Origin of the sequence: Brevibacterium antiquum CNRZ 918 (genome assembly GCF_900169145.1) — a bacterium.
GTDB classification, from domain to species: domain Bacteria; phylum Actinomycetota; class Actinomycetes; order Actinomycetales; family Brevibacteriaceae; genus Brevibacterium; species Brevibacterium koreense.
This window is the reverse complement of the sequence record NZ_FXZD01000004.1, coordinates 223493-247669: the sequence shown is the minus strand read 5'-3', so window position 1 is coordinate 247669 and position 24177 is coordinate 223493. Positions and strand designations below refer to the sequence as shown.

Annotated in this window: 19 protein-coding genes; 2 read left to right on the top strand and 17 right to left on the bottom strand. The window is 64.3% G+C overall.

The annotated features are described in order from the left end of the window. Positions 1-15 precede the first annotated feature (15 nt). Entirely contained in the window at positions 16-1968 is a 1953-nt protein-coding gene (locus BANT918_RS08010) for an L-lactate permease (protein WP_324761560.1), read from the top strand. A 100-nt stretch (positions 1969-2068) separates the two neighbouring features. Here BANT918_RS08010 and BANT918_RS08005 read toward each other — a convergent pair whose 3' ends face one another. The 4 genes from BANT918_RS08005 to BANT918_RS07990 form a co-directional block, all read right to left on the bottom strand. Next, positions 2069-3715 carry a ribonuclease J gene (locus BANT918_RS08005; protein WP_009882967.1) on the bottom strand — a complete coding sequence of 549 codons (1647 nt, stop codon included), beginning with the start codon at positions 3713-3715 and terminating at the stop codon, positions 2069-2071. A gap of 34 nt (positions 3716-3749) precedes the next feature. Further along, on the bottom strand, positions 3750-4673 hold the full coding sequence (gene dapA / locus BANT918_RS08000; RefSeq protein ID WP_101619748.1) for a 4-hydroxy-tetrahydrodipicolinate synthase: 924 nt from the start codon (positions 4671-4673) through the stop codon (positions 3750-3752). Between the two features lie 166 nt (positions 4674-4839). Continuing rightward, the gene (locus BANT918_RS07995) at positions 4840-5505 is read right to left on the bottom strand and encodes a TetR/AcrR family transcriptional regulator (protein ID WP_101619747.1); all 666 of its coding nucleotides are present in this window, start codon (positions 5503-5505) and stop codon (positions 4840-4842) included. Positions 5506-5527: 22 nt separating this feature from the next. Next, positions 5528-7576, bottom strand: a complete 2049-nt coding sequence (locus tag BANT918_RS07990; protein WP_101619802.1) for an FAD-dependent oxidoreductase — start codon at positions 7574-7576, stop codon at positions 5528-5530. Between the two features lie 126 nt (positions 7577-7702). Between BANT918_RS07990 and BANT918_RS07985 the strand changes: the two genes are divergently transcribed. Then, positions 7703-9031 (top strand): heparan-alpha-glucosaminide N-acetyltransferase domain-containing protein, encoded by a 1329-nt coding sequence (locus BANT918_RS07985; RefSeq protein ID WP_233430395.1) that lies wholly within the window; start codon positions 7703-7705, stop codon positions 9029-9031. Here BANT918_RS07985 and BANT918_RS07980 read toward each other — a convergent pair. The 13 genes from BANT918_RS07980 to BANT918_RS07920 form a co-directional block, all read right to left on the bottom strand. Beyond that, a complete protein-coding gene (locus BANT918_RS07980) occupies positions 8994-9452 on the bottom strand; it encodes a hypothetical protein (RefSeq protein ID WP_101619746.1) in 459 nt (152 codons plus the stop codon). The genes BANT918_RS07985 and BANT918_RS07980 overlap by 38 nt on opposite strands. Continuing rightward, positions 9452-10201 (bottom strand): 4-hydroxy-tetrahydrodipicolinate reductase, encoded by a 750-nt coding sequence (gene dapB, locus BANT918_RS07975; protein ID WP_101619745.1) that lies wholly within the window; start codon positions 10199-10201, stop codon positions 9452-9454. Before dapB ends, BANT918_RS07980 begins: the two co-directional genes overlap by 1 nt. Positions 10202-10266: 65 nt before the next feature. Then, entirely contained in the window at positions 10267-10845 is a 579-nt protein-coding gene (locus BANT918_RS07970; protein ID WP_101619744.1) for a GNAT family N-acetyltransferase, read from the bottom strand. A 177-nt stretch (positions 10846-11022) separates the two neighbouring features. Continuing rightward, positions 11023-11649: a superoxide dismutase gene (locus BANT918_RS07965; RefSeq protein WP_101619743.1), complete on the bottom strand. Its 627-nt coding sequence runs from the start codon at positions 11647-11649 to the stop codon at positions 11023-11025. Positions 11650-11793: 144 nt separating this feature from the next. Continuing rightward, a complete protein-coding gene (locus BANT918_RS07960; RefSeq protein ID WP_101619742.1) occupies positions 11794-12960 on the bottom strand; it encodes an acyl-CoA dehydrogenase family protein in 1167 nt (388 codons plus the stop codon). After that, entirely contained in the window at positions 12957-14657 is a 1701-nt protein-coding gene (locus BANT918_RS07955; RefSeq protein WP_101619741.1) for a thiamine pyrophosphate-binding protein, read from the bottom strand. The genes BANT918_RS07960 and BANT918_RS07955 overlap by 4 nt, the downstream gene beginning before the upstream one ends. Beyond that, the gene (locus BANT918_RS07950; protein WP_101619740.1) at positions 14654-16774 is read right to left on the bottom strand and encodes an acetate--CoA ligase family protein; all 2121 of its coding nucleotides are present in this window, start codon (positions 16772-16774) and stop codon (positions 14654-14656) included. Before BANT918_RS07950 ends, BANT918_RS07955 begins: the two co-directional genes overlap by 4 nt. A gap of 7 nt (positions 16775-16781) precedes the next feature. Next, a complete protein-coding gene (locus BANT918_RS07945; protein WP_101619739.1) occupies positions 16782-17948 on the bottom strand; it encodes a Glu/Leu/Phe/Val dehydrogenase dimerization domain-containing protein in 1167 nt (388 codons plus the stop codon). Positions 17949-18054: 106 nt separating this feature from the next. After that, positions 18055-18720 (bottom strand): TetR family transcriptional regulator C-terminal domain-containing protein, encoded by a 666-nt coding sequence (locus tag BANT918_RS07940; protein WP_101619738.1) that lies wholly within the window; start codon positions 18718-18720, stop codon positions 18055-18057. Positions 18721-18850: 130 nt separating this feature from the next. After that, complete coding sequence (locus BANT918_RS07935; protein ID WP_101619801.1) at positions 18851-20104, bottom strand: M16 family metallopeptidase; 1254 nt, start codon at positions 20102-20104, stop codon at positions 18851-18853. A gap of 68 nt (positions 20105-20172) precedes the next feature. After that, positions 20173-22392: a polyribonucleotide nucleotidyltransferase gene (locus tag BANT918_RS07930; protein WP_101619737.1), complete on the bottom strand. Its 2220-nt coding sequence runs from the start codon at positions 22390-22392 to the stop codon at positions 20173-20175. 461 nt (positions 22393-22853) lie between these two features. Further along, complete coding sequence (rpsO, locus tag BANT918_RS07925; RefSeq protein ID WP_101619736.1) at positions 22854-23123, bottom strand: 30S ribosomal protein S15; 270 nt, start codon at positions 23121-23123, stop codon at positions 22854-22856. Positions 23124-23215: 92 nt separating this feature from the next. Beyond that, on the bottom strand, positions 23216-24154 hold the full coding sequence (locus BANT918_RS07920) for a bifunctional riboflavin kinase/FAD synthetase (protein ID WP_101619735.1): 939 nt from the start codon (positions 24152-24154) through the stop codon (positions 23216-23218). Positions 24155-24177: the final 23 nt, after the last annotated feature.

Here is a 24177-nt window from a genome sequence, read left to right as displayed (position 1 = left end):
AACAATCCACCAGGCATGATGAACCCAGGTACTTCGTTTGCGGAGTCGGCACCACATCGTCTGCTGATCAACCGATCAGAGATGGGCGGACTCCTCGACCAAGCGGCAACGATGCCGCGGATCGGATTCACGATGGACAACCTCGCTGTCGCGGCGCTTCTTGCGCTCGCCCCCATCCTCCTGGCAGGAATCCTGCTCATCGGGTTTCGCTGGCCCGCGAAATATGCCATGCCGATCGGCCTGGTCGCTGCCGCACTCGTCGCGAACTTCGCGTGGCAGATCGACTGGGTGACGATCAGCGCTTCGGTGGTCCAAGGCCTGCTCACCGCGATCGGGCTGCTGTGGATCGTCTTCGGCGCCCTCCTGCTCCTGGCCACCGTCACACGATCGGGAGCAATCCAGACGATTCGCGCCGGCTTCGTCTCGATCTCTCCGGATCGACGTGTCCAGGTCATCATCATCGCCTGGCTCTTCGGTTCCTTCATCGAAGGCGCAGCCGGCTTCGGCACACCCGCCGCAGTGGTTGCACCGCTGCTGCTCGCCCTCGGCTTCCCCGCCATCGCAGCGGTCCTCGCCGGTCTCATCATCCAGTCCACACCGGTGAGCTTCGGTGCTGTGGGAACACCCATGATCGTCGGAATCGGCACCGGGCTGTCGAAGGAAGACGGCAGCATGTCTGCCGATGTCGCGGCAAGAGCGTCCGAACTCGGTCTCAGCCAATCCGAATTCATCGCCCACACTGCCGCCCAGGTCGCCCTCATGCACGGCATCTGCGGAATCCTCATCCCGCTTCTGCTGTCCTGCCTGATGACCGGATTCTTCGGCCGCAACAGGCGCTTCGCCGACGGTCTGGCGATCGCGCCGTTCGCTATCTTCTCGGCCCTGGCCATGATCGTGCCCTACCTCCTCGTGGCCAACCTGCTCGGGCCTGAATTCCCCTCGCTCATCGGCGGCCTCGTCGGTTTGGCGATCGTGGTCTCGGCCAGCAAAGCCGGATTCCTCATGCCGAAGAAGACCTGGGACTTCGCCCCGCGTGAGATGTGGCCCAAACACTGGATGGGCACCGTGGACCCGGCCGATGAGGCAGCGGAGCTGACGAAGAAGATGTCGATGATCCGCGCGTGGTCGCCCTACCTCATCGTCGTCGCGCTCCTGCTCTTCACTCGCAACGTGCCCCCGGTCAAGGAATTCCTCACCGGGCCTGCCGTCATCAAGGTCAAGGAGATCTTCGGCACCGCGATCAGTTCGGATATGGACCTCCTGTGGTCCCCGGGCTTCATCTTCGTCATCGCCTGCCTCTGCACCTATCTCATCCACCGGATGACCGGTTCGCAGATCGCCGGTTCGTGGAAGATCGCGGGTTCGCAGATCGCCGGCGCCGCCGTGGCGCTGCTGTGTTCACTGCCCTTGGTGCGCGTGTTCATCAACTCCGGCAGCGACTACAACGCCTCCGGTTTGGACTCGATGCCGGTGACCCTCGCCGAGGCGGCCGCGAGTACCGTCGGCAGCGGCTGGCCGCTGTTGGCTCCGTTCGTCGGTGCCCTGGGCGCCTTCGTCGCCGGTTCGAACACGGTCTCGAACATCATGTTCTCGCAGTTCCAGTTCTCCACCGGATCGGCGATCGGGGCTGCCAGTCCCGAAACGGTCGTCGCCGCGCAGGCCGTGGGCGGAGCGGCCGGAAACATGGTCGCCGTCCACAATGTCGTCGCCGCCTCGGCGACGGTCGGTCTGGTCGGGCGTGAAGGAGAGCTCATCAGGCGCACCTCCATTCCGATGCTCGTCTACTCCCTGACCGCCGGTGCTCTGGCCTTCATCGGCATCAACGGACTCGGGTTCAATTCGGGAACGATCGTCTTCGGTGCAGTCCTTGTGGGACTCATCGTTGCCGTCGTCCTCGCCCGGAAGTCACCTGGCAAGGAACTCGTGGCCGAGACGCCACGACCCAAGGAGAAGGCAGTCGAGGACTGAGGCGACGACCTCCGGCCGGGCCCTGAGATGCACTTCGCCCGCGGTGGACCCTCCTGTGAGGGCTACCGCGGGCGAACTGTATGTGCGTGGTCGAACGAACTCAGACGATGACGACCATGGGGACGATCATCGGCTTGCGACGCAGCTTCGAGGACGCCCAGCGTCCCACCGTGCGGCGTACGACCTGCTGCAGCTGGTACTGGTCCGTCGTTCCGTCCTTGAGGGCGTCTTCGACGGCCTTGGTGACCTTCGGCATGATCGAGTCGAAGACCGAATCGGATTCGGCCACACCGCGGGCATGGATCTCGGGCCCGGCGATGAGGGACTTGGTCTGGCTGTTGATGGCCATGAAGATCGTGACGAAGCCTTCGCCGGAGAGCACGAGACGGTCCTTGAGGTCCGCCTCGGTGATCTCACCGACCGAGGAGCCGTCGACGAAGACGAAGTTGCAGTCCACTGCACCCACAACCTCGGCGTGGCCGTCCTTGAGGTCGACGACCCAACCGTCATCGGCCAGGACGATGTTGTCCGGGTTCACTCCGGTCGCCTCGGCGTGCCTGGCGTTGGCCAGCATGTGTCGCCATTCACCGTGGACGGGCATGACGCCGCGCGGCTTGACGATGTTGTAGCAGTAGAGCAGCTCGCCGCCGGAAGCGTGTCCGGAGACGTGGATCTTGGCGTCTGCCTTCGAGATGACGTTGGCGCCCAGCTTCATCAGCCCGTTGATGACCTTGAACACTGAGTTCTCGTTGCCGGGGATGAGCGAGGAGGCGAGGATGACGGTGTCGCCGTCGCCCACCTCGACGCGGTGGCTGCGGTTGGCCATGCGTGAGAGCGCGGCCATCGGCTCACCCTGCGAACCGGTGCACATGAGCACGACCTGGTCATCGGGGAGTTTGTCGACCTCTTTGATGTCGATGAGGGCACCGCGCGGAACCTCGAGGTAGCCGAGGTCTTCGGCGATCTTCATGTTGCGCACCATCGAGCGACCGACGAGGGCAACCTTGCGGCCGTGCGCGTCTGCGGCGTTGAGCACCTGCTGGACGCGGTGGATGTGCGAGGAGAACGAGGCGACGATGATGCGACGCTCGGCGTGACCGAAGAGGTTCTCGAGAACCGGTCCGATGTCCTTCTCCAGGGCGGTGAACCCGGGGACCTCGGCGTTCGTCGAGTCCGTCATGAACAGGTCCACGCCTTCTTCGCCGAGGCGGGCGAAGGCGCGCAGGTCAGTGATCCGGCCGTCGAGAGGGAGCTGGTCCATCTTGAAGTCGCCGGTGTGGAGGATATTTCCGGCGCCGGTGCGGATGAAGACCGCGAGGGCGTCGGGGATCGAGTGGTTGACGGCGACGAACTCGAGGTCGAAGGGACCGAGCTGATCGACGTCGTCTTCCTTGACCACACGGGTGATCGGCTTGATCCGGTGTTCCTTGAGCTTGGCCTCGATGAGCGCGATCGTCAGCTTCGAGCCGAGGATCGGGATGTCGGCCCGCCGGCGCAGCAGGTAGGGAACGGCACCGATATGGTCTTCGTGGCCGTGGGTCAGCACGAGGCCGACGATGTCGTCGAGGCGATCATCGAGGTAGGCGAAGTCGGGGAGAATAAGGTCGACGCCGGGCTGGTCCTCTTCGGGGAAGAGGACGCCGCAGTCAACGATGAGCAGCTTGCCGTGGTACTCGAACACGGTCATGTTGCGTCCGACTTCGCCGAGGCCGCCGAGCGCGACGATGCGGACGGCTTCTGCGTCCATCTTCGGCGGAAGCTTCAATTCTTGGGTCAATGCATTATTCACTGAGGTAACCACTCCTGGTCAATTGGGCGGTCACGAGCGCCATCTGCTCTTCGTCTGCTGGGAGCAGCGGCATTCGCGTTCCGCGGTTGTCGAGTATTCCTTGGGCCTGCAATGCGGCCTTGGCCGAGATGACTCCCGGCATGTGATTCATGAGCGCGTCGACCATGTCCCCGGTACCGAGGGAGATTGCGCGAGCGGTGGTGAGGTCATTGTTCGCCACAGCCTGCACCATGTCCGCGAACCGCGTTGTGCAGACATGGCCCGCTACTGACACGACGCCCAGGGCACCGAGGGCCAGCAGCGGAAGGTTGAGCGAGTCCTCGCCCGAGTAGTAGACGAGGGAGCTGCGGTTCATCACCTGCGCCGAGGCGAAGAGGTCGCCCTTGGCGTCCTTGACCGCGAGGATGTTGGGGTGATCGGCCAACCCGAGGAGGGTCTCCGTTCTGATGGGCACGCCCGATCGTCCCGGGATGTCGTAGAGCATGACGGGAAGATCAGTGGAGTCCGCGGCCGCGCGCATGTGGGCGGCGATGGCCGGCTGTGTCGGCTTCGAGTAGTAGGGCGTGACGATGAGGATGCCGTCCGCACCAGCGGCCGCCGAGCGCTTGGACAGATCAATGGTGTGTGAGGTGACGTTGTTGCCGGTGCCTGCAATGATCTTCGCGCGAGTGCCGATGACACCGCGGACGACCTTGAGCAGCTCGATCTTCTCATCATCGGTCGTCGTCGGTGATTCGCCGGTGGTGCCGGACACGACGAGCATATTGTTGCCCAAGTCGACGAGGTGGTTCGCCACCTTCTCCACGGCAGGATAATCGATGGTTCCGTCGTCCTTGAACGGCGTCACCATCGCCGTACCGACCGTACCGAACGCATCAATTGCAGCGGCTGCTGCGCTGTCACCGAGAATCGCCATACGAAAAGGATACCGCGCAGAGCCAACGACTGCGGCAGCGGCCGTCCGCGCGCCACGGGTGCGTTTTCCCATCACCGCCTGCCACCCGTCGCTGCATGCCGCTCATCGGCGGCTTACCAGGCGTTCATCTGGGGTGATCCTTGGCGTTGAGACCACGAGAGACAGATCACACGGACCGGAACCTGGCCTCTGCGTTGCCTGCGGCGATGTCGGCGGCGATGTCAGCGACACCCAGCAGACTCCCAGCAGTGAGCTCAAGGGAGGCAGCGATCCGATCGGACGTGGCGGAACTGCGACCGGTGGCCGCCGCAATGTCGAAGCCGTCAATGGCTGCGATGAGGGTGTCGACGATGAGATCCACACCGGCATGCGGTAAGAAGCTCCCGTCGTCGATGCCGATCGCGATGAGCGCGCGGAAGTGGGCACTCCATGTGTCGAAGACTGCGTCGACCGAGTCTGCCAGATAGTCATTGCGCGACGAGGCAGCGACGAGTTCGATCCATACCTGTGAGCGTCGTTGCAGGTCACCGATCATCGGGACGGCCCGCAGACTTGACTGCAGCCTCTCCCACGCTGTCCCCTGCTCCTGAGTCAGACCCGCGATGGCTTCGACCACCGAGCTGGTGTGGGCTGAGAACGCGCGGACGAGCAGATCCTCACGCGACCCGAAATAGTACTGCACGGTGCCCACGGAGAATCCCGCCGCCTCGGCGATGTCGCTCATCCGCACTGCTTCCGGGCCGCGCTTCGCGATCTGGTCAAGGACGGATTCGAGGATGATCCCGCGCCTGGCTGCGACCTCGACCGCGGAATACTGGGGACGCGGGCTCACGCTGCTGCCGCCCTTACGTCGCTCACGAGACTGCAGCCAGACTGCTCGCGGCCTGCAGGCCCTCAAAGACGGCTTCCTCCACGGTTCGCGGTGCCACGGCATCGCCGATGGTGCGAACGCTGGCGGACCCGAAGTCGAGATCGGGGACCACGGATTGCGGCGCACCGGAGACGATGGTCGCGGCGACACCGTCGACCTCGTGGACGATCTCGCACAGCGTCGACTGCAGGTAGCCGGTCGTCGCGTCGACTCCGACCAGGCGGGCATCGTTGACGAAGTCGACTCCTGCCCGCAGGGCCTGGGACATGAGCAGTGTGCGTGTGTACTGCTGGATCGCGGCTCCGGCGAAGTTCGCGGCGGTCGCCAAGGTCACCGGCACCCGAGCCTCGGCCAGGCGCAGAGCGATGCCCAGGCCGATCCAATCACCCTTCCAGTCGCTCACAAGCACACGGCCGGCAGGCAGGCTCGGCTGGGTGCGCAGATAGTCGCGGGCACCGATGACGAGAGCCTCATCGTCGACCTCGAGGTGCGGCATGCGCTGCTTCGCACCCGTCGCGACGATCACGTGATCGGTTGCCAACTCGTCAAAGACCTGCTGGGTCACCGGAGTCGAGGTGCGGAGGTCGACTCCTGCGCGCCTGGCCTCGGCGCTGAGGTTCGTCGCCGCTCCCCCGAATTCAGATCGATAGGGCAGCTCCTGTGCCAGCAGCACGGCCCCGCCGAGGTGGGGCTCGCGTTCGCAGAGTACGACGTCATCGCCCTGTTCGGCTGCCACTGCTGCCGCCTTGAGGCCGGCAGGTCCGCCGCCGATGACGAGCACACGACGTCGGGTCCTCACCCGTGGCCGGGGCAGGAATGTCAGCTCCCTGCCCGATTCGGGGTACTGGATGCAGGAGATGGGCACACCCATCTGGAAGTGACCGATGCAGGCCTGGTTGCAGCCGATGCAGGCCTGGTTGCAGCCGATGCAGGCTCGGATCTCGTCCACGGCGTCGCGGTCTGCCTTGCTGGCGATCGCCGGGTCACAGATCATCGCCCGGGTCATGATCGCCATGTCGGTGCGGCCCTCTGCGATGGCTGTCTCCGCTTCGTGGGGCTGGTTGATCCGTCCGGCGACCATGACCGGCTTGTCGGTGATCTTCTTGACCTGCTCGGACAGGGTCGCGGCATAAGCTGGGTCGATCTGCATCGAGGGCACGATGTGCACTGCACCCTGCAGCGTCGAGGAGTCCCCTGCCGTGATCGAGAAGTAGTCGAGGCAGTCCACCTGCCCGCCAGAGCCGTCGACGCTGTTGCGTGCGTATTCGTCACCACTGCCCGTCTTCAGCGCGTCGAGGTGACCGATGAGGTCAAGAACTTCGGTGGCGACCAGACCGTCCTCGGTCTTCTCCTCCCCCGAGATCCTCAGGCCGACCACAACATCGGGGCCCACCGCTTCGCGCACTCCGGCGACGACCTCGGTGAGGAAGCGGCGACGATTGGCCGGGCTGCCGCCGTATTCATCGGTGCGCGTGTTCACTCGCGGGTTGAAGAACTGGATGGGCAGGTAACCGTGGCTGGCCACGATCTCGACCCCGTCGATGCCGCTGTCGGCGATTCGCTTCGCCGCGCTCGCATACCCGGCGATGATCTCCTTGATCTTGGAGGTGCTCAACGCCTCGGGGACGACCTTGAACCTCTCCTGCGGTTCGTCGCTGGGAGCCACGGCACGCGGTGCCATGCCGGCCTCGCCGTCCATGACCTCACGGCCGGGGTGGAAGAGCTGGGCGAAGATGGTGGCACCGTGACGGTGGACCGCCTCGGCGACGGCTCGGTATCCGGGCACCGAGGAATCGTCGGTGGCCATGAGCACGTGGTTGGTGTAGCGGGCGGTCTCGTGGACCCCGGAGACCTGGAGGACGATGAGTCCGCAGCCGCCTTCGGCTCGTGCCTCGTGATAGGCGACGAGATCGTCGCCGATCATCCCGTTCTCGTCGAGGACGGTGTCGTGGCCCGAGGACACGATGCGGTTGCGGATGGTTCGCCGACCCAGCGTGATGGGCTCGAAGAGGCGAGGGAACAGTGAAGACATGATCATCCTTGATCCATGCGGTTACGGCCTGACGCATAATTCATATCACGATATTAATAACAGTGGAAGGCCCCACTGTTCGATGTTTAACACCGGGGGTGGACACGACCATGTGAGAATCGAGGCATGAGCACTCACCGCTCCCCCACCTCGGCGTCGCCATCTGGTTCAACGGTCCGTGACCGACTGAGCCCCGCCGGCCGTCTCATCGGACTTGATGCCGCGCGTGGGATCGCCCTGTTCGCAATGATGGTCACGCACATCTTCGCCCTGTCCGACCCTGCGGGCTTCCCGACCTGGGCCGCCGTGTTTGCGGGCCGAGCGTCGGCTCTGTTCGCGGTCCTTGCCGGCTGTTCTCTTGTCCTCTCGACACGGTCGCGAATGGCAGCATCTGGCCGTCTGCGCGATGCGGTGCCCAGTGTGCTCATCCGCGCGGGAGCGATCGTCATCATCGGCCTCTGTCTGGGGTCGGTATCGTCACTGCTGGCCGTCATCCTCGTCAACTACGGGGTCATGTTCGCCATTGCGATGCTGTTCCTGCGCCTGCGCGCCCGCACCCTGTTCATCATCGCCGTGGTGTGGATGATCCTCAGCCCTGTGCTCTCGACACTCATCCGCAGTCAGTTCGGGCTCGAGCCGATGTACTCCTCCATGTCATGGTTCGACCTGGCGAGTCCGCTGACGATGCTGAACGATCTGGTGCTGACCGGCTATTACCCGATCCTGCAATGGCTGTCCTACATCCTGTTGGGGATGGCGGTCGCGAAGATCGATATCGGCAAGCACCTGATGTCCCTCTTCGCCGCGGGACTCGGGCTGTTCCTCGTCGGCAAGGGAGTCTCCTGGCTGCTCATCAACGTCGCCGGAGGAGGTCCTGGACTGGTCCGGGTCTCCCAGCTGTATGGGACCGATCTCAATGCGGCGCTGTTCACTGGAAGCTATGGAGTGACGCCGACAACGTCGTGGTGGTGGCTGGCGATCGCGGGCCCGCACTCAGGTACGCCCTTCGACCTGCTCTCCACAGCCGGGACCGCGCTGGTGACCATCGTCGGCTGCCAGTCACTGGCCATGCTCCTGGGGCGACAAACCTGGCTGCTGGCGCCGCTGACGGCTCCCGGTTCAATGCCCTTAAGCGTGTACTCAGCCCACGTCGTCCTGCTCGAGATCACCCGGCGCTGGATCGAGGCCAACCCGATGCTCGGCGGTGAGGCGATGACACCGCCGACCGTCGAGTTCGGTCTGCATGCTCTCGTGTTCGTCGGGTTTGCGCTGATGTGGAAGCTGGCGATCGGTGCGCACGGCCCACTTGAAGCGGGCGTCGCAGCTATCATCCGGTCCGCGTCGCCTGTTCCGGCGCCTGGGCTGGAGACGTCAGAACCCGTGCCCGGGGCCGAGTCAGAGTCAGAGTCAGAGTCGACTAGGAAGTCTGCTTCGCGCCCGCCCGATACATATTGACCGACTTGCGCATCATTGAACGGGCGCGCTTGCGGTCCCCGCACGCATCATAGGCGCAGGAGAGGCGGAACCATGAGCGCCAGTCCTCGGGTGCAGCTTCGGCCTCAGACTGGTATTGGCCGAAAGCCTCGTCAGCGGATTCCCGGATGATCCTTCCACCCGGAGTTCGCGGCAGATCATCGACAGGAAGACCGCCCTCAGATTTGAGGATGCGTGCCAGCTTCTCGGTCCGTGCACCGAACATGAGTTCGACGACCAGAGTCCACGCGCCGACGAGTGGCAGGACGAAGAGGGCGATACCCATCAGACGGGGAACGAGATCGGGTTCTCGGACCAAAATCCACGCCCGCTGTCCCATGAGGACGAAGTAGAAGACGAGCAGTATGGAGACGACGATCGCCCCGATTTTGCCTTTGGACATCAGAGGTCGAGCATATTCTCGAGGCCGTGCACCAGACCGGTGTAGTCGGAGATCGACCGCACCGCGGTGACAATTCCCGGCATGAACGCCGAGGTGGAGTGTGAGTCCGTGCGGATCGTCAGGGCCTCGCCGCTGGAGCCGAAGTGGATCTCCTCCGAGGCGGTCATGCCCTGTTGGCGGATCGCGTGCACGTGGATGCCGTCGACGACAGCGCCGCGGGCACCGTTCGGATCGATTTCGGTGGCGTCGGGAACCGGGGGCAGGCCCGCGTCATTCCGGGCTGCCGCGATCCGCTGCGCGGTGTGGTTGGCAGTTCCCGATGGCGCATCGAGCTTGCGCGGGTGGTGGATCTCGACCACCTCGGCGGAATCGAAGTAGGGTGCAGCCAGCTCAGCAAAGCGCATCGCCAGGACCGCGCCGATCGAGAAGTTCGGAGCGATGAGCACTGCCGTGTCCGCATGCTCGGCAAGGAGTTCTTTGAGCCCGGACAGCTTGTCAGCATCCCAACCGGTCGTACCGACCACGGTGTCGATGTCGTGGTCGACGAGGAAGGCCACGTTCGTTTCGGTCGAGGCGGGAACCGTGAGTTCGACCGCAACGTCGACGTTCTTCTCGAGCAGGCTCTCCAGGGAGTCGCTGCTGCCCAGGGTCGCTACGAGTTCGAGGCCCTCGGCCTCGGTGATGGCGTCGACAGCTTGGGCACCCATGCGGCCCTGCGCTCCGATGACGGCTACCCGAATCGCATTCATAAATTCGTAACTCCTTGCTCGACGATCTCCGCAAGCCAGTCTAACGACTCCCGTTGCCGCGCCCGTCATCTGGTGACGTAATCGGCAGTCGTCAGAATCGGCAGTCGAGGGCCCGAAGCTCGTTGATCCCCGCTCAGTCGGGCACACGCCTCGGTGTCGAACCGGAGACCGTCGTAGAGCAGGCGTTCGCGTTCTCTGCCCTCGACTAAGAATCCGGCGCTCTTGGCAACTCCGCCCGATGCCGGATTGTTTATGCGGTATCCCAATTCGAGGCGATAGACGTCAAGCTCATCGTGGAGGTGGTCGACGAGACTGCGCAGTCCGGCTGCGGCCAGACCGTGACCGCGAACGGTCGAGTCGAGCCAATAGGAGATCCAGGCGGTCGAATGGCGCCGATCGATGGCTGTTGCCATGACGTTGCCGACCGGGACATTGCCTGCTGTTGTCGGCTCATCGCGCATGATCGCGAAAGCCACCGCCGCCCCCTCACCCTCGGCGGCACGGATCCAGTCGATCCATGTGTGGGCGCCAGCAAGCGAGCGATCGTCGGGGATGTTGCTGAGGAGGTCTGTGTCCGCCCGGGCATAGATGTCGGCGAGAGCGTCCGCATCATCGCGGTGCCAGTGTCGGAGGAATTCGGCCATGCGCTCAGCGTATCGGCACTCTAAGCAACCTGGCGGGCGCGCCGCAACCTTGCGCCAGGTTGCTGCGCGCCCGCCAGGTTGCTGACTTCCTTGACGGCACACGCCGCACGCGCGGACACGACAACGGCGGCCCCGCCGCTATGGGTCGGAGCCGCCGTTGTGGGGTCTGTACGGCTATCAGCCGAGCAGGAGTCCCTTGGTCTGAGTCACGGCGCGGTCGAAGCGGGCGCCTGCATCTGCCCAGTTCACGATGTTCCACCAGGCCTTGACGTAGTCAGGCTTGACGTTCTGGTAGTCGAGGTAGAAGGCGTGCTCCCACATATCGAGCTGGAGAACCGGGGTTCCGCCGAGCTGGATGTCCGACTGCTGGTCCTTGAGCTGTTCGATGAAGAGGTTTCCACCGAGCTGATCGTAGACGAGCACGGCCCAGCCGGAGCCCTGGATCGTGGTGGCTGCCGTGGTGAAGTGCTCACGGAACTTGTCGAAGGAGCCGAACTGGTCGTCGATGGCTGCTGCGAGCTCACCGACGGGCTTGTCGCCACCGTCTGGAGACATGTTGTTCCAGAAGATCGAGTGGTTGACGTGTCCGCCGAGGTTGAACGCGAGATCGCGGGTCAGCTTCGGCACGCTGGCGAGGTTGCCGCTCTCGCGGGCTTCGGCCAGCTGTTCAACAGCAGTGTTGGCACCCTTGACGTAGGTTGCGTGGTGCTTGTCGTGGTGCAGCTCCATGATGCGAGCCGAGATGTGCGGCTCAAGTGCGGAGTAGTCGTAGGGCAGTTCCGGAAGGACATACTGCTCAGCCATGAAATTCCTCCTGAAGAGAATTGATGTCCGCCCAAGTCGGCGGCTTCATTTCGACCCTATAGCAGGGTCTCATCTCGAACAACACGGTAATAGTAAGGACTATTCCAGATAGAGCTCGGTGACCTCGGAAAAGCCTGCCTCAGCTCATGTGAGATTGCGCGAGATGAGCAGACGCATGATGTCCGAGGTGCCTTCCTCGATCTCTTCGAGCTTCGCATCGCGCATCCACTGTTCGACCGGGTGCTCACGCGAATAGCCCCATCCGCCCAGGGTCTGGACTCCCGCCCAGGTGCAGAACATCGCAGTCTCCGAGGCATTCAGCTTCGCCATCGCCGCCGAGGCGGTGACCTTCTCCCGCGGCACGGCCTCACCCGCGTCGATCATCCGGGCCGCGTTGAGGACCTGGAGCCAGGCCGCGTCGATGCGCGCGGACATGTCGGCGAGCCGGAATGCCACGGCCTGGTGGTCGATGATCGGCTTGCCGAACTGACTCCGCTCCCTGGCATAGTCACGGGCGTATTCGTAGGCGGCTCTGGCTGTCCCCAGGGCCGCTGCGCCGAGGACCACACGAGAGATGTCGAAGGTGCGCATGAGGCCGTAGAAGCCCTGTCCCTCCTCACCGAGGAGGTTATGGGCGGGAACGAATGCATCGGAGAAGAAGACCTCGCGGCAGACGATCGCCCGCTGTCCCATCTTCTTCATCGGCGCCCCGAATTCCATCCCTTCGGTATCGCGCGGGAGGAGGAAGGCGCTGACACCGCGCGATCGCTGCGAGGTATCTGTCTTGGCGAAGACGACGTAGGAGTCGGCCAGTCCAGCATTGGAGATCCAGGCCTTCTGCCCGTTGAGACGGTACCCCCCGTCGACCTTGTCGGCCCGGGTGATGATGGCCGCGGAGTCGGACCCGGACCCGGGCTCCGTCGTCGCCAAGGCAGTGAATTGCGGGGAGGTTCCGGTCAGCGGGCGCAGCCAGGTCTCCTTCTGTTCCGCGGTGCCCAGAGCCATGATCGGGTCGGCGAAGAAGCCGTTCGAGCACACGAAGTTGCCGATGCCGGGGTCGCCGAAGCACAGCTGCTCCTGGACGAGGCATTGGGTGAAGACGTCGGTGAAGCCGCCTCCCCCATATTCCTCGGGGATCATGAAGTCCGTGATGCCCACGCGTGCGGCTTCGCGGAACAGTTCGACAGGCGATTCGGTGTCCGCTTCGTCGACGCCGCGACCGGCGGGACGGATCCGGTCCTTCGCAAACGATCGACACAGCTCGATGATGTCGTTCTGTTCATCGGACAGCGGCCAGGGTGTGTAGCTCATGTCAAGTCCTTCTGATCGATCGGAGCGGTGTGTTCGGGCAGCCGCGGAGGGCTGGAGGAGCCCAGCATGTCCGCAGCTGCACGGGAGTTCTCGGTAAGATGGATGAGGGTCGGGCCGGCGCAGTCCTCGGCCTCTTTCAGCGCGCTCAGCAGTTGGTCCTGCGTGTCGACGTGGAGGCCGCGTGCGCCCAGCGATGTCGCCAACGCGGGGAAATCCGGTCCCAGCAGTGCCACGCCGGCCGGGGTGTCGCCGCGGTCGGCCATTTCGTTTCTGATCTCCCCGTAGCCGCCGTTGTCGACGATGATGAGCGACATCGACACCTGTGCCTGCACCGCGGCGGCGAGTTCGGCAATCGTGAACATCGCACCGCCGTCGCCTTCGATCGCCACGACCCGCGCCGCAGGCACAGCGAGCTTCGCGCCGATCCCTGCCGGCAGACCGTAGCCCAGCGTCCCGGCGCCGGCCGGATAGAGGAAGTGGTCGCCGCGGCGAGCCTTCCACCCGGTCTGCACACCGTAGTAGCAGCACATCGTCGAGTCCGCGGCCACGATGACGGGGGCAGTGCCCGAGACGGTGAAGTCGTTGAGCGCGGCGCTGAGCTGCGCCCACGGTGCCCCGTCGTCCGCGGCTGCCGCGGTGATCGTCTTCTGCCATCCGCGCAGCCATGCGGTTGCCGATTCGGTTAGCTGCGAGGGTCTGATCTCTCGCAGCTCCTGTGCCAGCGCGATCGTCGACGCCTTGGCCTGTGCCGGGATCGGATGAGTGACACGGGCATTGCGCAGCATCTGCACCTCATCGATGTCGATGCGGACCACGGTGTCCGGCAGCGGCAGCGGCTCAGGCCAGAAGTCGCTGGGCGCCAGCTCTGTGCCGATCGCCACGACGGCATCGGCCGCGGTGAGCAGATCAGGCAGCTGCTCCAGGACCCCGATGGCGCCGAGGCTGTTCGCGAACTCGTCGTCGATTGCTCCCTTGGCGTTCGAGGACAGAACGATGCCGGCTCCGAGCGCGTCGGAGAGCTCTTCGACCTCGGTCCCTGCGTCACGGGCCCCTGCCCCGACGATGAGGAGCGGACGCTGAGATCCCGCCAGTGCCTCGGCGGCGGAGGTGATCGCATCCGCCTCGGGTGCCGGAAGCGGCCGGGTCACCGCCGGATGGAGCCACCCGGGCCCGGAGGTCTCGATGAGGTCGAGTGGGATCTCGATGAATGCCGGCCGCGTGCGACCCGATCGCATCGTCGACAGCGCCTGTCCGACCGCCAAGGACACCTCACCCGGGCTTGTCACTCGGTGGCTGTCGCCCAGGACTGCTTCAAGGGCCTGACTCTGGTTGCGCACCTCATGGAGGAGACCGTTGCCGCGACCGGGGTGGGTCAGCGGCATCCCGGGACTGACGAGCAGAACCGGAACCGAGTCGGTGAATGACTGCAGCAGCGCGGTGAGGGCGTTGAGCACCGCAGGTCCGGTGGTCGTGACGACGACCTGGACCTCGCCGGAGACGCGGGCTGCGCCATCAGCCATGAATCCGGCACCCTGTTCGTGCCGCGGCGAGACGATCTCGATGCCGTGGGCCGCCAGCTGCGCGAAGATCTCGAGGTTGTGTGTCCCGGGGATCCCGAAGACCCGCGTGATGCCCTCAGCGCTCAGCGCACGAGCCAGGTGTGCACCACCGGTGATCTGTGACGTCTCTTCTGTCATGGTGACTCCTTGTCGCTGTTGCCGTTGCTGTTGCTGTCGCCGTTGCCGTCGCCGTTGCTATTGCCCTCGTCGCTGTCACTGTCGCTGTCGTCGTCGCGGTTCGTGACGACGAGGGCGTCCACCGCAAGTGCTCCTTCGGGCGTCACGCGCACCGGGTTGATCTCGATCTCCTGGATCTCATTGTTAGCCGCGATCAGGCGGGACACGGAGACGATGACCTCGGCCAGTCCATCCAGATCCGCGGCGGGCCTGCCCCGCCACCCGGTGAGCAGCCGATAACACGTGAGCCTCGAGACCATGTCGAGTGCTTCAGCGTGCGAGACCGGTGCCAGCTCGAGCCAGGTGTCGCCGTAGAGTTCGGTCTCGGTTCCTCCTGCTCCCACCATCACGATGGGGCCGAAGTTCTCGTCCTGTCTGCCGCCGACGAGGATTTCGACGACCTCACCGCGAGTGTCCATCTCCTCGACGATGTATTCGCCGTCGCCGAGGCGGCCGGCCATCTCCGCATAGGCGGTCTCGAGCGCGACGGTGTCGCCCAGCCCCAGGGCGATAGCTCCGACTTCGGTCTTGTGCGTGGGCCAGCCGGCCTTGAGCACGAACGGTGGTGTCAGAGGTGAGTCCGCCATCGCCTCGGCGAGCCCGGTGCCGCGGCCGAAGGTCGTTGCCCGCGGCACCGGCACCCCTGCGGCCATAATCGTCTCCCGGGCAGCCCCGTAGCCGGTCCCCCAGGGGGTGACCGGTCCCGACTGTTCCAGGGCCTCGGTGATGCGCCCCGAGTGGGAGGCGTAGAAACCTGCCCCGGCTATGACCCGCATGGCCGATTCGATCGAGGCGTATGCGGGAATCGAGTTCTCCCACAGCGCCGCGACCGCCGAAGAATCGGCACTCATCGAGTGGACGACGAGGGGTTTGCGGTGGGTGCGAACTGTCCGGCCCAGCTGTTGGACCTCGGCCAGCTCCGCCTCAAGCAGATCGGGAATGTCCTCGCCGTAGCAGCCGAAGTATCCGCTGAGGACGACGGCGTCGATCGTGTCATCGCCCAGGAGCGCGTCGACGAGACGGGAATAGACCCCCAGGTCTGCCTCCCCCGCCCCATCGAGGTCGATGGGATTGTCGATGTGCGCGGCTTCCGGAAGGTGCTGCTTCACCTGCTGACGAGTCGTGGCCTCGAGGACCTCCACGCCCAGACGGTGACTGACGGCCCTGTCGGCAGCGATGGCGCCCTGCCCGCCGGAGTCGGAGATGATCGCGACCCGTCTGGCCGCAGGCAGCCAGGAGGTGGCGAAGAAGCCAGCGAGTTCGACCGCTTCGCCGGGCGTGGACAGGCGAATCGCACCGGCTGCGCGACAGGCAGCGTCGACGGTGTCGATCGCCGAGGTGAGCGATCCCGTATGCGATTTCGCAAGCCTGGCACCCGCGTTCGACTGGCCCGTGGTGAGGATCATCGTGGGTTTGCCCGCCGCACGAAGGGCCTGCATGGCCGCGACGAGTGCCGCACCGCCGGTGAAGGACTCGAGATAGAGCACGACCTGCGTGGTGTCGGGATCATCGACGAGGGTCCTCAGGATCTCTGCGGCTCGCACGTCCGATTGACCGCCGATCGAGGCAAATCGTGAGATCCCGAGACCGCTGCGTGCCGAGAGTGTGGCGATCTCCGTGCCCAGTTGGCCGCTCTGTGTCACGACGGCCAGTGACCCCGGGGTGAAGTTGCCCCAGGCCAGAAGCAGGTCGTTGCTCGAATCCACCAGCCCCAGTGACGAGGGGCCGATGAGGCGGGCTCCGGCGGAGACGATTCGCTGAGCCAAGTCTGCCGCGTGGGGCACCCGCGCGGAGATGATGAGGAACGCCCTGACTCCGGCCGTCAGCGCTTCGTCGACCACGGCAGGGACCGCGGCTCCCGGAATCGAGATGACCAGGAGCTCCGGAGTCTCCGGCAGGTCGCTGAGCGTCGGATAGGTCGGCTGTGCCTGAATCGAGGCGACGCGGGAGTTGATGAGATGGACCCGGCGCCTGTCTGCCCCCTTCAGGGCACCGGCGGAGAGCCAGAACCCCCATTTGGATGGGTCGTTCGAGGCCCCGAGGATAGCGACGCTGGCGGGATCGAAGAATTGCTTCACTGTTCTGCTACCTTGTGGGGTCGTTCGAGGACAGGGCGACGCGGTTGTCATCGACTGTGGCCTGCGCTGCTGCACGGGGACTGATGTCCTTGGCCTTCGCCGTCGCCAGCACCTCAGTCGTGAGGGTGCCAAGCGTCTCCGAGATGATGTCGCGGCTGGACTCCCAGCTGCCATCGATGTCGCCGAAGGTCACCCACCACCACCACGCATTGGTGGCCGAGTTGGCGAGGAAGTCGGGAACGACGATGACCCCACGCGCTGCGAGTTCGGCTTCGGCTTCGGGCAGCACCGGCATGTTCGCGGCCTCGACGATGTACTTGGCATTGATCTGCCCACAGTTCTCGCTCGTGATTGCATAGCTGACGGCGGCGGGAACCAAGATATCGCAGTCAGCGGCCAGCCAGTCTCCGCGATCACTGACCAGATCTTCGGGACGCAGTGCGCCCCGGTCGATGCCGCCGAAGGGATCACGCGTAGCCAGCAGGGCCTCAACGTCGAGGCCCGACGGGTTGGACACGAACCCGTCGGCATCGGCGATGCCGACGATGCGCACTCCCGCCTCGGCGAGGAATCGGGCGCTCGCCCCGCCCATCGATCCGAATCCTTGGATCACTGCGGCCGCGGTTGCCGGTTCGCGCCCGTCGGCTTCGAGCGCTGCGATCGCCGAGGTGGCCACCCCGAGCCCGCCGACGAGTTCGTCCTGAGCCAGACCGTCAACGATCGTGGAGAAGGCCATCTCAGCCCGCGCCTCGGCCGCCGTCGGGTCCGTCAGCAGCTTCTGAACGGCTGCCAGTCCGCTCCCGAGTCCACGCTTGGCAAGGATGTCGTCGATATCGTTCTGGCGCACGCCCAGGTCCTCACCGAGGGCCCAATAGGCACGCATGATCGGGTTCACGGCGACGAGGAACCGTTCGAGGACGTCTGTGGCCCCGGGGGCGCGTGGGTCGAAGTCGATGCCGCCCTTCGCACCGCCGACGGGAACGTAGCGCCGGCCCGGTCGCAGATGAATCGCTTCCTTGCGCGTCATCCCCTGAGCCAGACCCCGAACCTCGTCGAGAGTGCACCCCTGACGCATTCGCAGTCCGCCCGAGGCCGTTCCCCTCACCAGCGTGTCGATGACGACGAACCCGTGTGTTCCGGTGACCGGATCCTGCCAGGTGATGTCCGTGAACATATCGCTCCAAAGGGTTTAACTGAATAGCCATTCAGTAGAGATCAGACTCTCATTCTGACCGTCCGAGGGCAGGTCCGTCAAGACCGGCTCAGCAACTGGGCGAGGTTCATTCCAGTTCACGTGCGACGAACGTCTCGACCCAGTGGGACAGAGTCGTCGTGGACACGGAATCGGGGTTGAAGATGAGCTGGACCGCCAGCCCATCCAGGTAGGCGAGGATCCTCGTCGCACAGTCCTCGGCCGCCCTGGCGACTGCGGTACCGGCCTCATCCTGCGCGGCATCGGACCGAACCTCGTCCGCGTCGTCGCCTCGGACCTCGTCCGCGTTGCGGCAGAGGAACTCCCCAGTCTCGAGCCCATCGACGATGAGGCCCGCCAGAATCGTCTTCCACTCTCGATCGAGGGCCGCGAACGTCGACCTCACATCCGCGTCGAAGAGACCGGCCGACCAGCCGTCGATCCAGATCTTCCAGCTTCTCGTCGACCCGGCCGGCATGTACCACCGGACGACATCTCTCAACCTCTGACGCGCCGGCTTCCGCGCCGCTGCCAGTCGACGCGCGCGATAGAGGTCGTTCTCCCCGGCATGTGCGAAGGCTGCGGCGACGAGCGCCTCCTTCGTCACGAAGTGGTAGATGACGAGGCTCGGACTCAGCCCCAGCCGGGCGGCGACATCGGCGACTCGCAGGGTGCGCAGGCCGGTGCTCTCGATCTCCTCCACGGTCGCGGCCAGGATCTCCTCCCGACGGACCGATGCGCTCTTCCTGGGCATGAACCTCTCCCCCACACAGACAGAAATGGCTGTACAACAAGATTCTTGTTGTACAGCCATTCTAGATGCTCACTCTGCCGAGCCCCCGACCATTGCCTTCAAGCAACGTCGGGGCAGCGTCATCTCAGCCTCAGGGCAGTGCGACGTCGGTTTGCGGTCCCACGAGGGACAGCGACGTCGGGCGACTCATGAGGTCTCCTGCCATCGTCGATACCTGCTCAGCAGTGACCGACCGGACGCGTTCGATGAGGTCGAGAGGAGATTCGAGGGAGATGCCGAAGAGCTCGGATCTGGCCAGGCGATTCATGCGCGCGGCCGAGGATTCGAGCCCGAGAACCATCGAGCCCGAGAGCTGGGAGACGATCGCGTCCAGCTCCGAGCGCTTTGGCGCCTCAGTTGCCAAACGGTCCCATTCGGCCAGTGCCAGGTCGACGACGGCCTGCCCGTTCTCCGGTGTGCAGCCGGCGTAGATGCCGAACGTGCCGAAGTCGGTGAACTGGCTTGCCACACAATTGACGGCGTAGGCCAGACCGCGGTCTTCTCGCACGCTCTGGAAGAGTCGCGAGGACATGCCTCCACCGAGCATCGTCAGCAGCACCGAATAGACGAAGCGATCCGGATGCCCCTCCTCAAGGCCTTCGCCGCCGAGCAGGATTCCCAGCTGTTCAGTGTCTTTGACCGTGTGTGAGCGACCCGATTGGAACGCCGGCACCTCGCGTGCGCCGCGGCCATGCCCGGTGCCTGCAGTCGCGGAACCGCTGTCCCAGGGATGAGACCCGGCCTCGGAGCCGACGCCGGCCTGAGCCAATGCGTCTTCCACCATGCCCAGGACCTCGTCGTGGGTGGCGCCGCCGGCAGCGGCGATGACCAGACGTGGGGGAACATAGGTCGTCGAATGGTGATCGAGGAGTGTGTGATGATCCAGCACACGGATCTGGTCTTTGGTCGCACCCACCGGACGCGCCAGGGGGTGATCGCCGAAGATGAGCTCGTCGAAGTCGTCGAACAGGACATCACCGGGGTCATCGGCGGACATCGCCAACTCTTCGATGATGACTCCGCGTTCACGTTCGAACTCCTCGGCGTCCAGGTTCGAGTTCGAGACCATGTCGACGAGCAGAGCGGTGATGTCCGACAGGTCCGTGACCAGGCAGCGAGAGTAGTAGCAGGTGAGTTCCTTGGCCGTGATGGCGTTGGAGTCTCCCCCTGTCCGGTCGAAGGCCGCTGCGATCGTCTTCGCATCCTTCGTCGGCGTTCCCTTGAAGAGCATGTGCTCGAGGAAATGGGTCGATCCGGCGGTCTCTCTCGATTCGTCGCGCGAACCTGCCGCGACCCAGATGCCGATGGTCTCCGACGCCAGTCCGGGCATGTGTTCAGTGGTCACTGTCAAACCACCGGGGAGGACAGACCGATCGATTCGGCTGTCCTCCCCGGTGTGAGAATCCTTGAGTATCAGTTGTCTGATTCCTCTTCTGCTTCTTCATCATCGTCGCCGACAGGCGAGAGCGACAGCTTGCCGCGGTCGTCGATCTTCGTGATCTCGACCTGAACCTTCTGGCCGACTCCGACGACGTTTTCGACGTCCTCGACGCGCTTGCCATCGTTGAGCTTGCGCAGCTCAGAGATGTGCAGCAAGCCGTCCTTGCCCGGTGTCAGGGAGACGAACGCGCCGAAGCTCATCGTCTTCACGACGGTTCCGAGGTAGCGTTCGCCGACCTCGGGCACCTGCGGGTTGGCAATGGCGTTGATCATCGAGCGGGCTGCCTCAGCGGACTGTCCGTCGGTGGCACCGATGAGAACGGTTCCGTCATCTTCGATGCTGATATCAGCGCCGGTGTCTTCCTGCATCTGGTTGATCATCTTGCCCTTGGGTCCGATGACCTCGCCGATCTTGTCGACGGGGATGTTCACCGAGATGATGCGTGGAGCAGTCGGAGCCATCTCTGCCGGAGCGTCGATGGCCTCGGCGATGACGTCGAGGATGACCATGCGTGCTTCATAAGCCTGCTTGAGCGCGGCACCGAGGACCGAGGCGGGAAGGCCGTCGAGCTTGGTGTCGAGCTGGATCGCGGTGATGAAGTCGCGCGTACCGGCGACCTTGAAGTCCATGTCGCCGAAGGCGTCTTCGGCACCGAGGATGTCGGTCAGTGCCGCGTATGCGGTCTGGTCACCGGTGTCGGTGGAGATGACGTCGGAGACGAGGCCCATGGCAATGCCTGCGACAGGAGCCTGCAGCGGCACACCGGCCGAGAGCATGGCCAGAGTCGAGGCGCAGACCGAGCCCATCGAGGTCGAGCCGTTGGACCCGAGTGCCTCTGAGACCTCACGGATGGCGTAGGGGAAGTCCTCGCGCTTGGGCAGAACCGGCACGAGCGCACGTTCAGCCAGTGCACCGTGTCCGATCTCGCGACGCTTCGGGCTGCCCACACGGCCGGTTTCTCCGACCGAGTAGGGCGGGAAGTTGTAGTGGTGCATGTAGCGCTTCGTAGTCACAGGCGACAGCGAGTCGATGTGCTGTTCGAGCTTGAGCATGTTCAGCGTGGTGACACCGAGGATCTGGGTCTCTCCGCGCTCGAAGATGGCCGAGCCGTGAGCCCGTGGGATCACGTTGGTCTCTGCAGTCAGCGGACGGATGTCCTTGAGACCGCGACCGTCGATGCGGATCTGATCGGTGAGGATGCGCTTGCGCACTACCTGCTTGGTCAGGGCGTTGAGGGCACCGGCGATTTCCTTTTCGCGGCCCGCGAAGCGCTCACCGAGCTTGTCGAAGAGTTCAGACAGCAGGACTTCTCCTGCTGCTTCACGTTCCTGCTTGTCAGCGATCTGGAAGTTCTCAGTCTGCTTGGCTTCGGCGAGTTCGCGCACAGCCTCGTAGACGTCGTCCTGGTAGTCGCGGAAGACTGGGAATTCGACGGTGGGCTTGGCAGCGCTGTCGGCCAGCTCCTGCTGTGCACGGCAGAGTTCGCTGATGAAAGGCTTGGCGGCTTCCAGGCCTTCGGCCACGACCTCTTCGGTCGGTGCGGTGGCACCGGTCTTGATGCGGTCGATGGCGTTGTCCGTGGCTTCTGCCTCGACCATCATGATGGCAACGTCGTCACCGACGACACGGCCGGCGACAACCATATTGAAGACGGCGTCGTCGAGCTGCGAATGGTTCGGGAAGGCGACCCACTGGTCGTCGATGAGTGCGATGCGCACGCCGCCGATGGGACCGGAGAAGGGCAGCCCGGAGAGCTGGGTCGACATCGAGGCCGCGTTGATGGCCAGGGCGTCGTAGATGTGGTCAGGGTGGATCGACATCACAGTGACGACCACCTGGACCTCGTTGCGCAGTCCCTTCACGAAGGAGGGGCGCAGCGGGCGGTCGATGAGTCGGCAGGTGAGAACCGCGTCGGTCGAGGGACGTCCTTCACGGCGGAAGAACGATCCGGGGATGCGACCCGCGGCGTACATGCGTTCTTCGACGTCGACGGTCAGGGGGAAGAAGTCGAAGCCCTCACGGGGGTGCTTGCCGGCCGAGGTGGCCGAGAGGAGCATGGTTTCATCGTCGAGGTAGGCGACGGCCGAACCGGCGGCCTGCTGTGCGAGCCGTCCTGTTTCGAAGCGGATGGTGTGTGAACCGTAGCTGCCATTGTCAATGTGCGCTACGGCGGATTCAGGGTTGAGTCCCACGTATTCTCCTTGTTCGTAACCGGCGCGCGGACACCTTCGAAGCCCGAAGGCGGAAAGCCCGCGTCAATCCGGTGGATATTGACTTGGACATCCCATGGATCCAAGCCGGTCATCGATCGGGGCCCACGGAACCGGCAACTGTTTGCCCGTTCTTCCGGAGGCCACTACCGAGGACCGAAACGTCCATGGCATGATTGTCCACTTTGAAGTCTACCGCAGTTGCCCCCTTGGGCCATCGAGACGCGTACCACCCGGGCATGCCGAGAAGAAATCGCCGGTCCAAACGAGGTCTGGTCAGAACGAGGTCTGGCCTGAAGACGGTGTACTCGGAAAGAGGTGTGGTCGGCAGGCGAAGACGAAGAAGCGCCCTGCATGATGCAGGACGCTTCATATCGTCTGAGGTGTCTCGTTCGAGTCTGTGTCAGCTCGTCCGAGTCGTGCTCAACATGAGGGGGCTGGTCTCAGCGACGCAGGCCCAGGCGCTTGATGAGCGAACGGTAGCGCTCGATCTCGACGCGCTGCAAGTACTTGAGCATCCGGCGACGCTGACCGACGAGGAGCAGCAGGCCACGGCGCGAGTGATGGTCGTGCTTGTGATCCTTGAAGTGCTCGGTGAGCTCGATGATCCGGCGGGTCAGCAGCGCAACCTGAACCTCGGGAGAACCGGTGTCGCCCTCGTGAGTTGCATATTCCTTGATGACTTCTTGCTTTTCAGCAGTACTGAGAGCCATGGACTTCTCCTTGTGATCGTTGCGCGGCGCTCAGACCTGTCAGTCTCAGCACTATCGAACCGCGGCCGGTGAAAACGGCAGAGTTCAGTTTATCAGGTGTGGAGCACCTCGCGCACATCGGCAATATCCTCGTGCATCTTCACGACGAGTTCGTCCATGCCGGTGAATGTCACCTGTCCACGAATCCGCGACACGAACTCGAGAGTCATGTGCCTGCCGTAGACGTCGAATTCGCCGAATTCCTTATCGAGCACATGCGCTTCGACCCGTCGGACACAACCTTCGAACGTGGGATTGGTACCCACCGAGATGGCTGCGGGGTAAGCCTGGTCCTCATCCGAGAACGTCGCCCATCCGGCATAGACGCCATCGGCGGGAATCAGGCCTGCCGCATCCTCGGACAGGTTCGCGGTCGGGAATCCGAGGTCGCGACCGCGGGCGTCGCCGTGGACGACAGTCCCTTCAACCCGGTGGTAGCGACCCAGCTGGTCAGCAGCCTCGGCGACGTCACCGCCGACGATCTGCTCACGGATCCGCGAGGAGGAGTACCGTCCCCCACGTCCGACCTCCTCGATCGTCTCGGTCCGGAACCCGTATTTCTCGCCGAGGTGGCGCAGAGTCTCGATGGTGCCCTCGTTGTCTTTGCCGAATCGCACATCATCACCGACGACGACGATCTCGCAGTGCAGTGCCTCAACGAAGTACGTGCGGACGAACTCCTCAGCAGACTGGGCCGCGAAGTCGAGGTCATAGTGCTGGACGAACAGGGCGTCGATGCCCGTGTCCGCAATGAAGTCGGCCTTCTGATCGGTGCTCGTGATCATCAACGTGGGCTCATCCGGGCGGTGGACCGTGCGCGGATGCGGATCGAAGGTCATGGCCACGGAGCGCAGAGATCGCTTAGCGGCCAGTGCTGCTACGGCTCGGAGAACGGTTTGATGACCGCGGTGGACCCCGTCGAAGTTGCCCAGGGTCACGACGGTGCCGACATCATCGGCCCCGACCTCATTCAGTCCGTGATAAAGCTCCACTCGACGCTTGCTCCTTCCGTGCA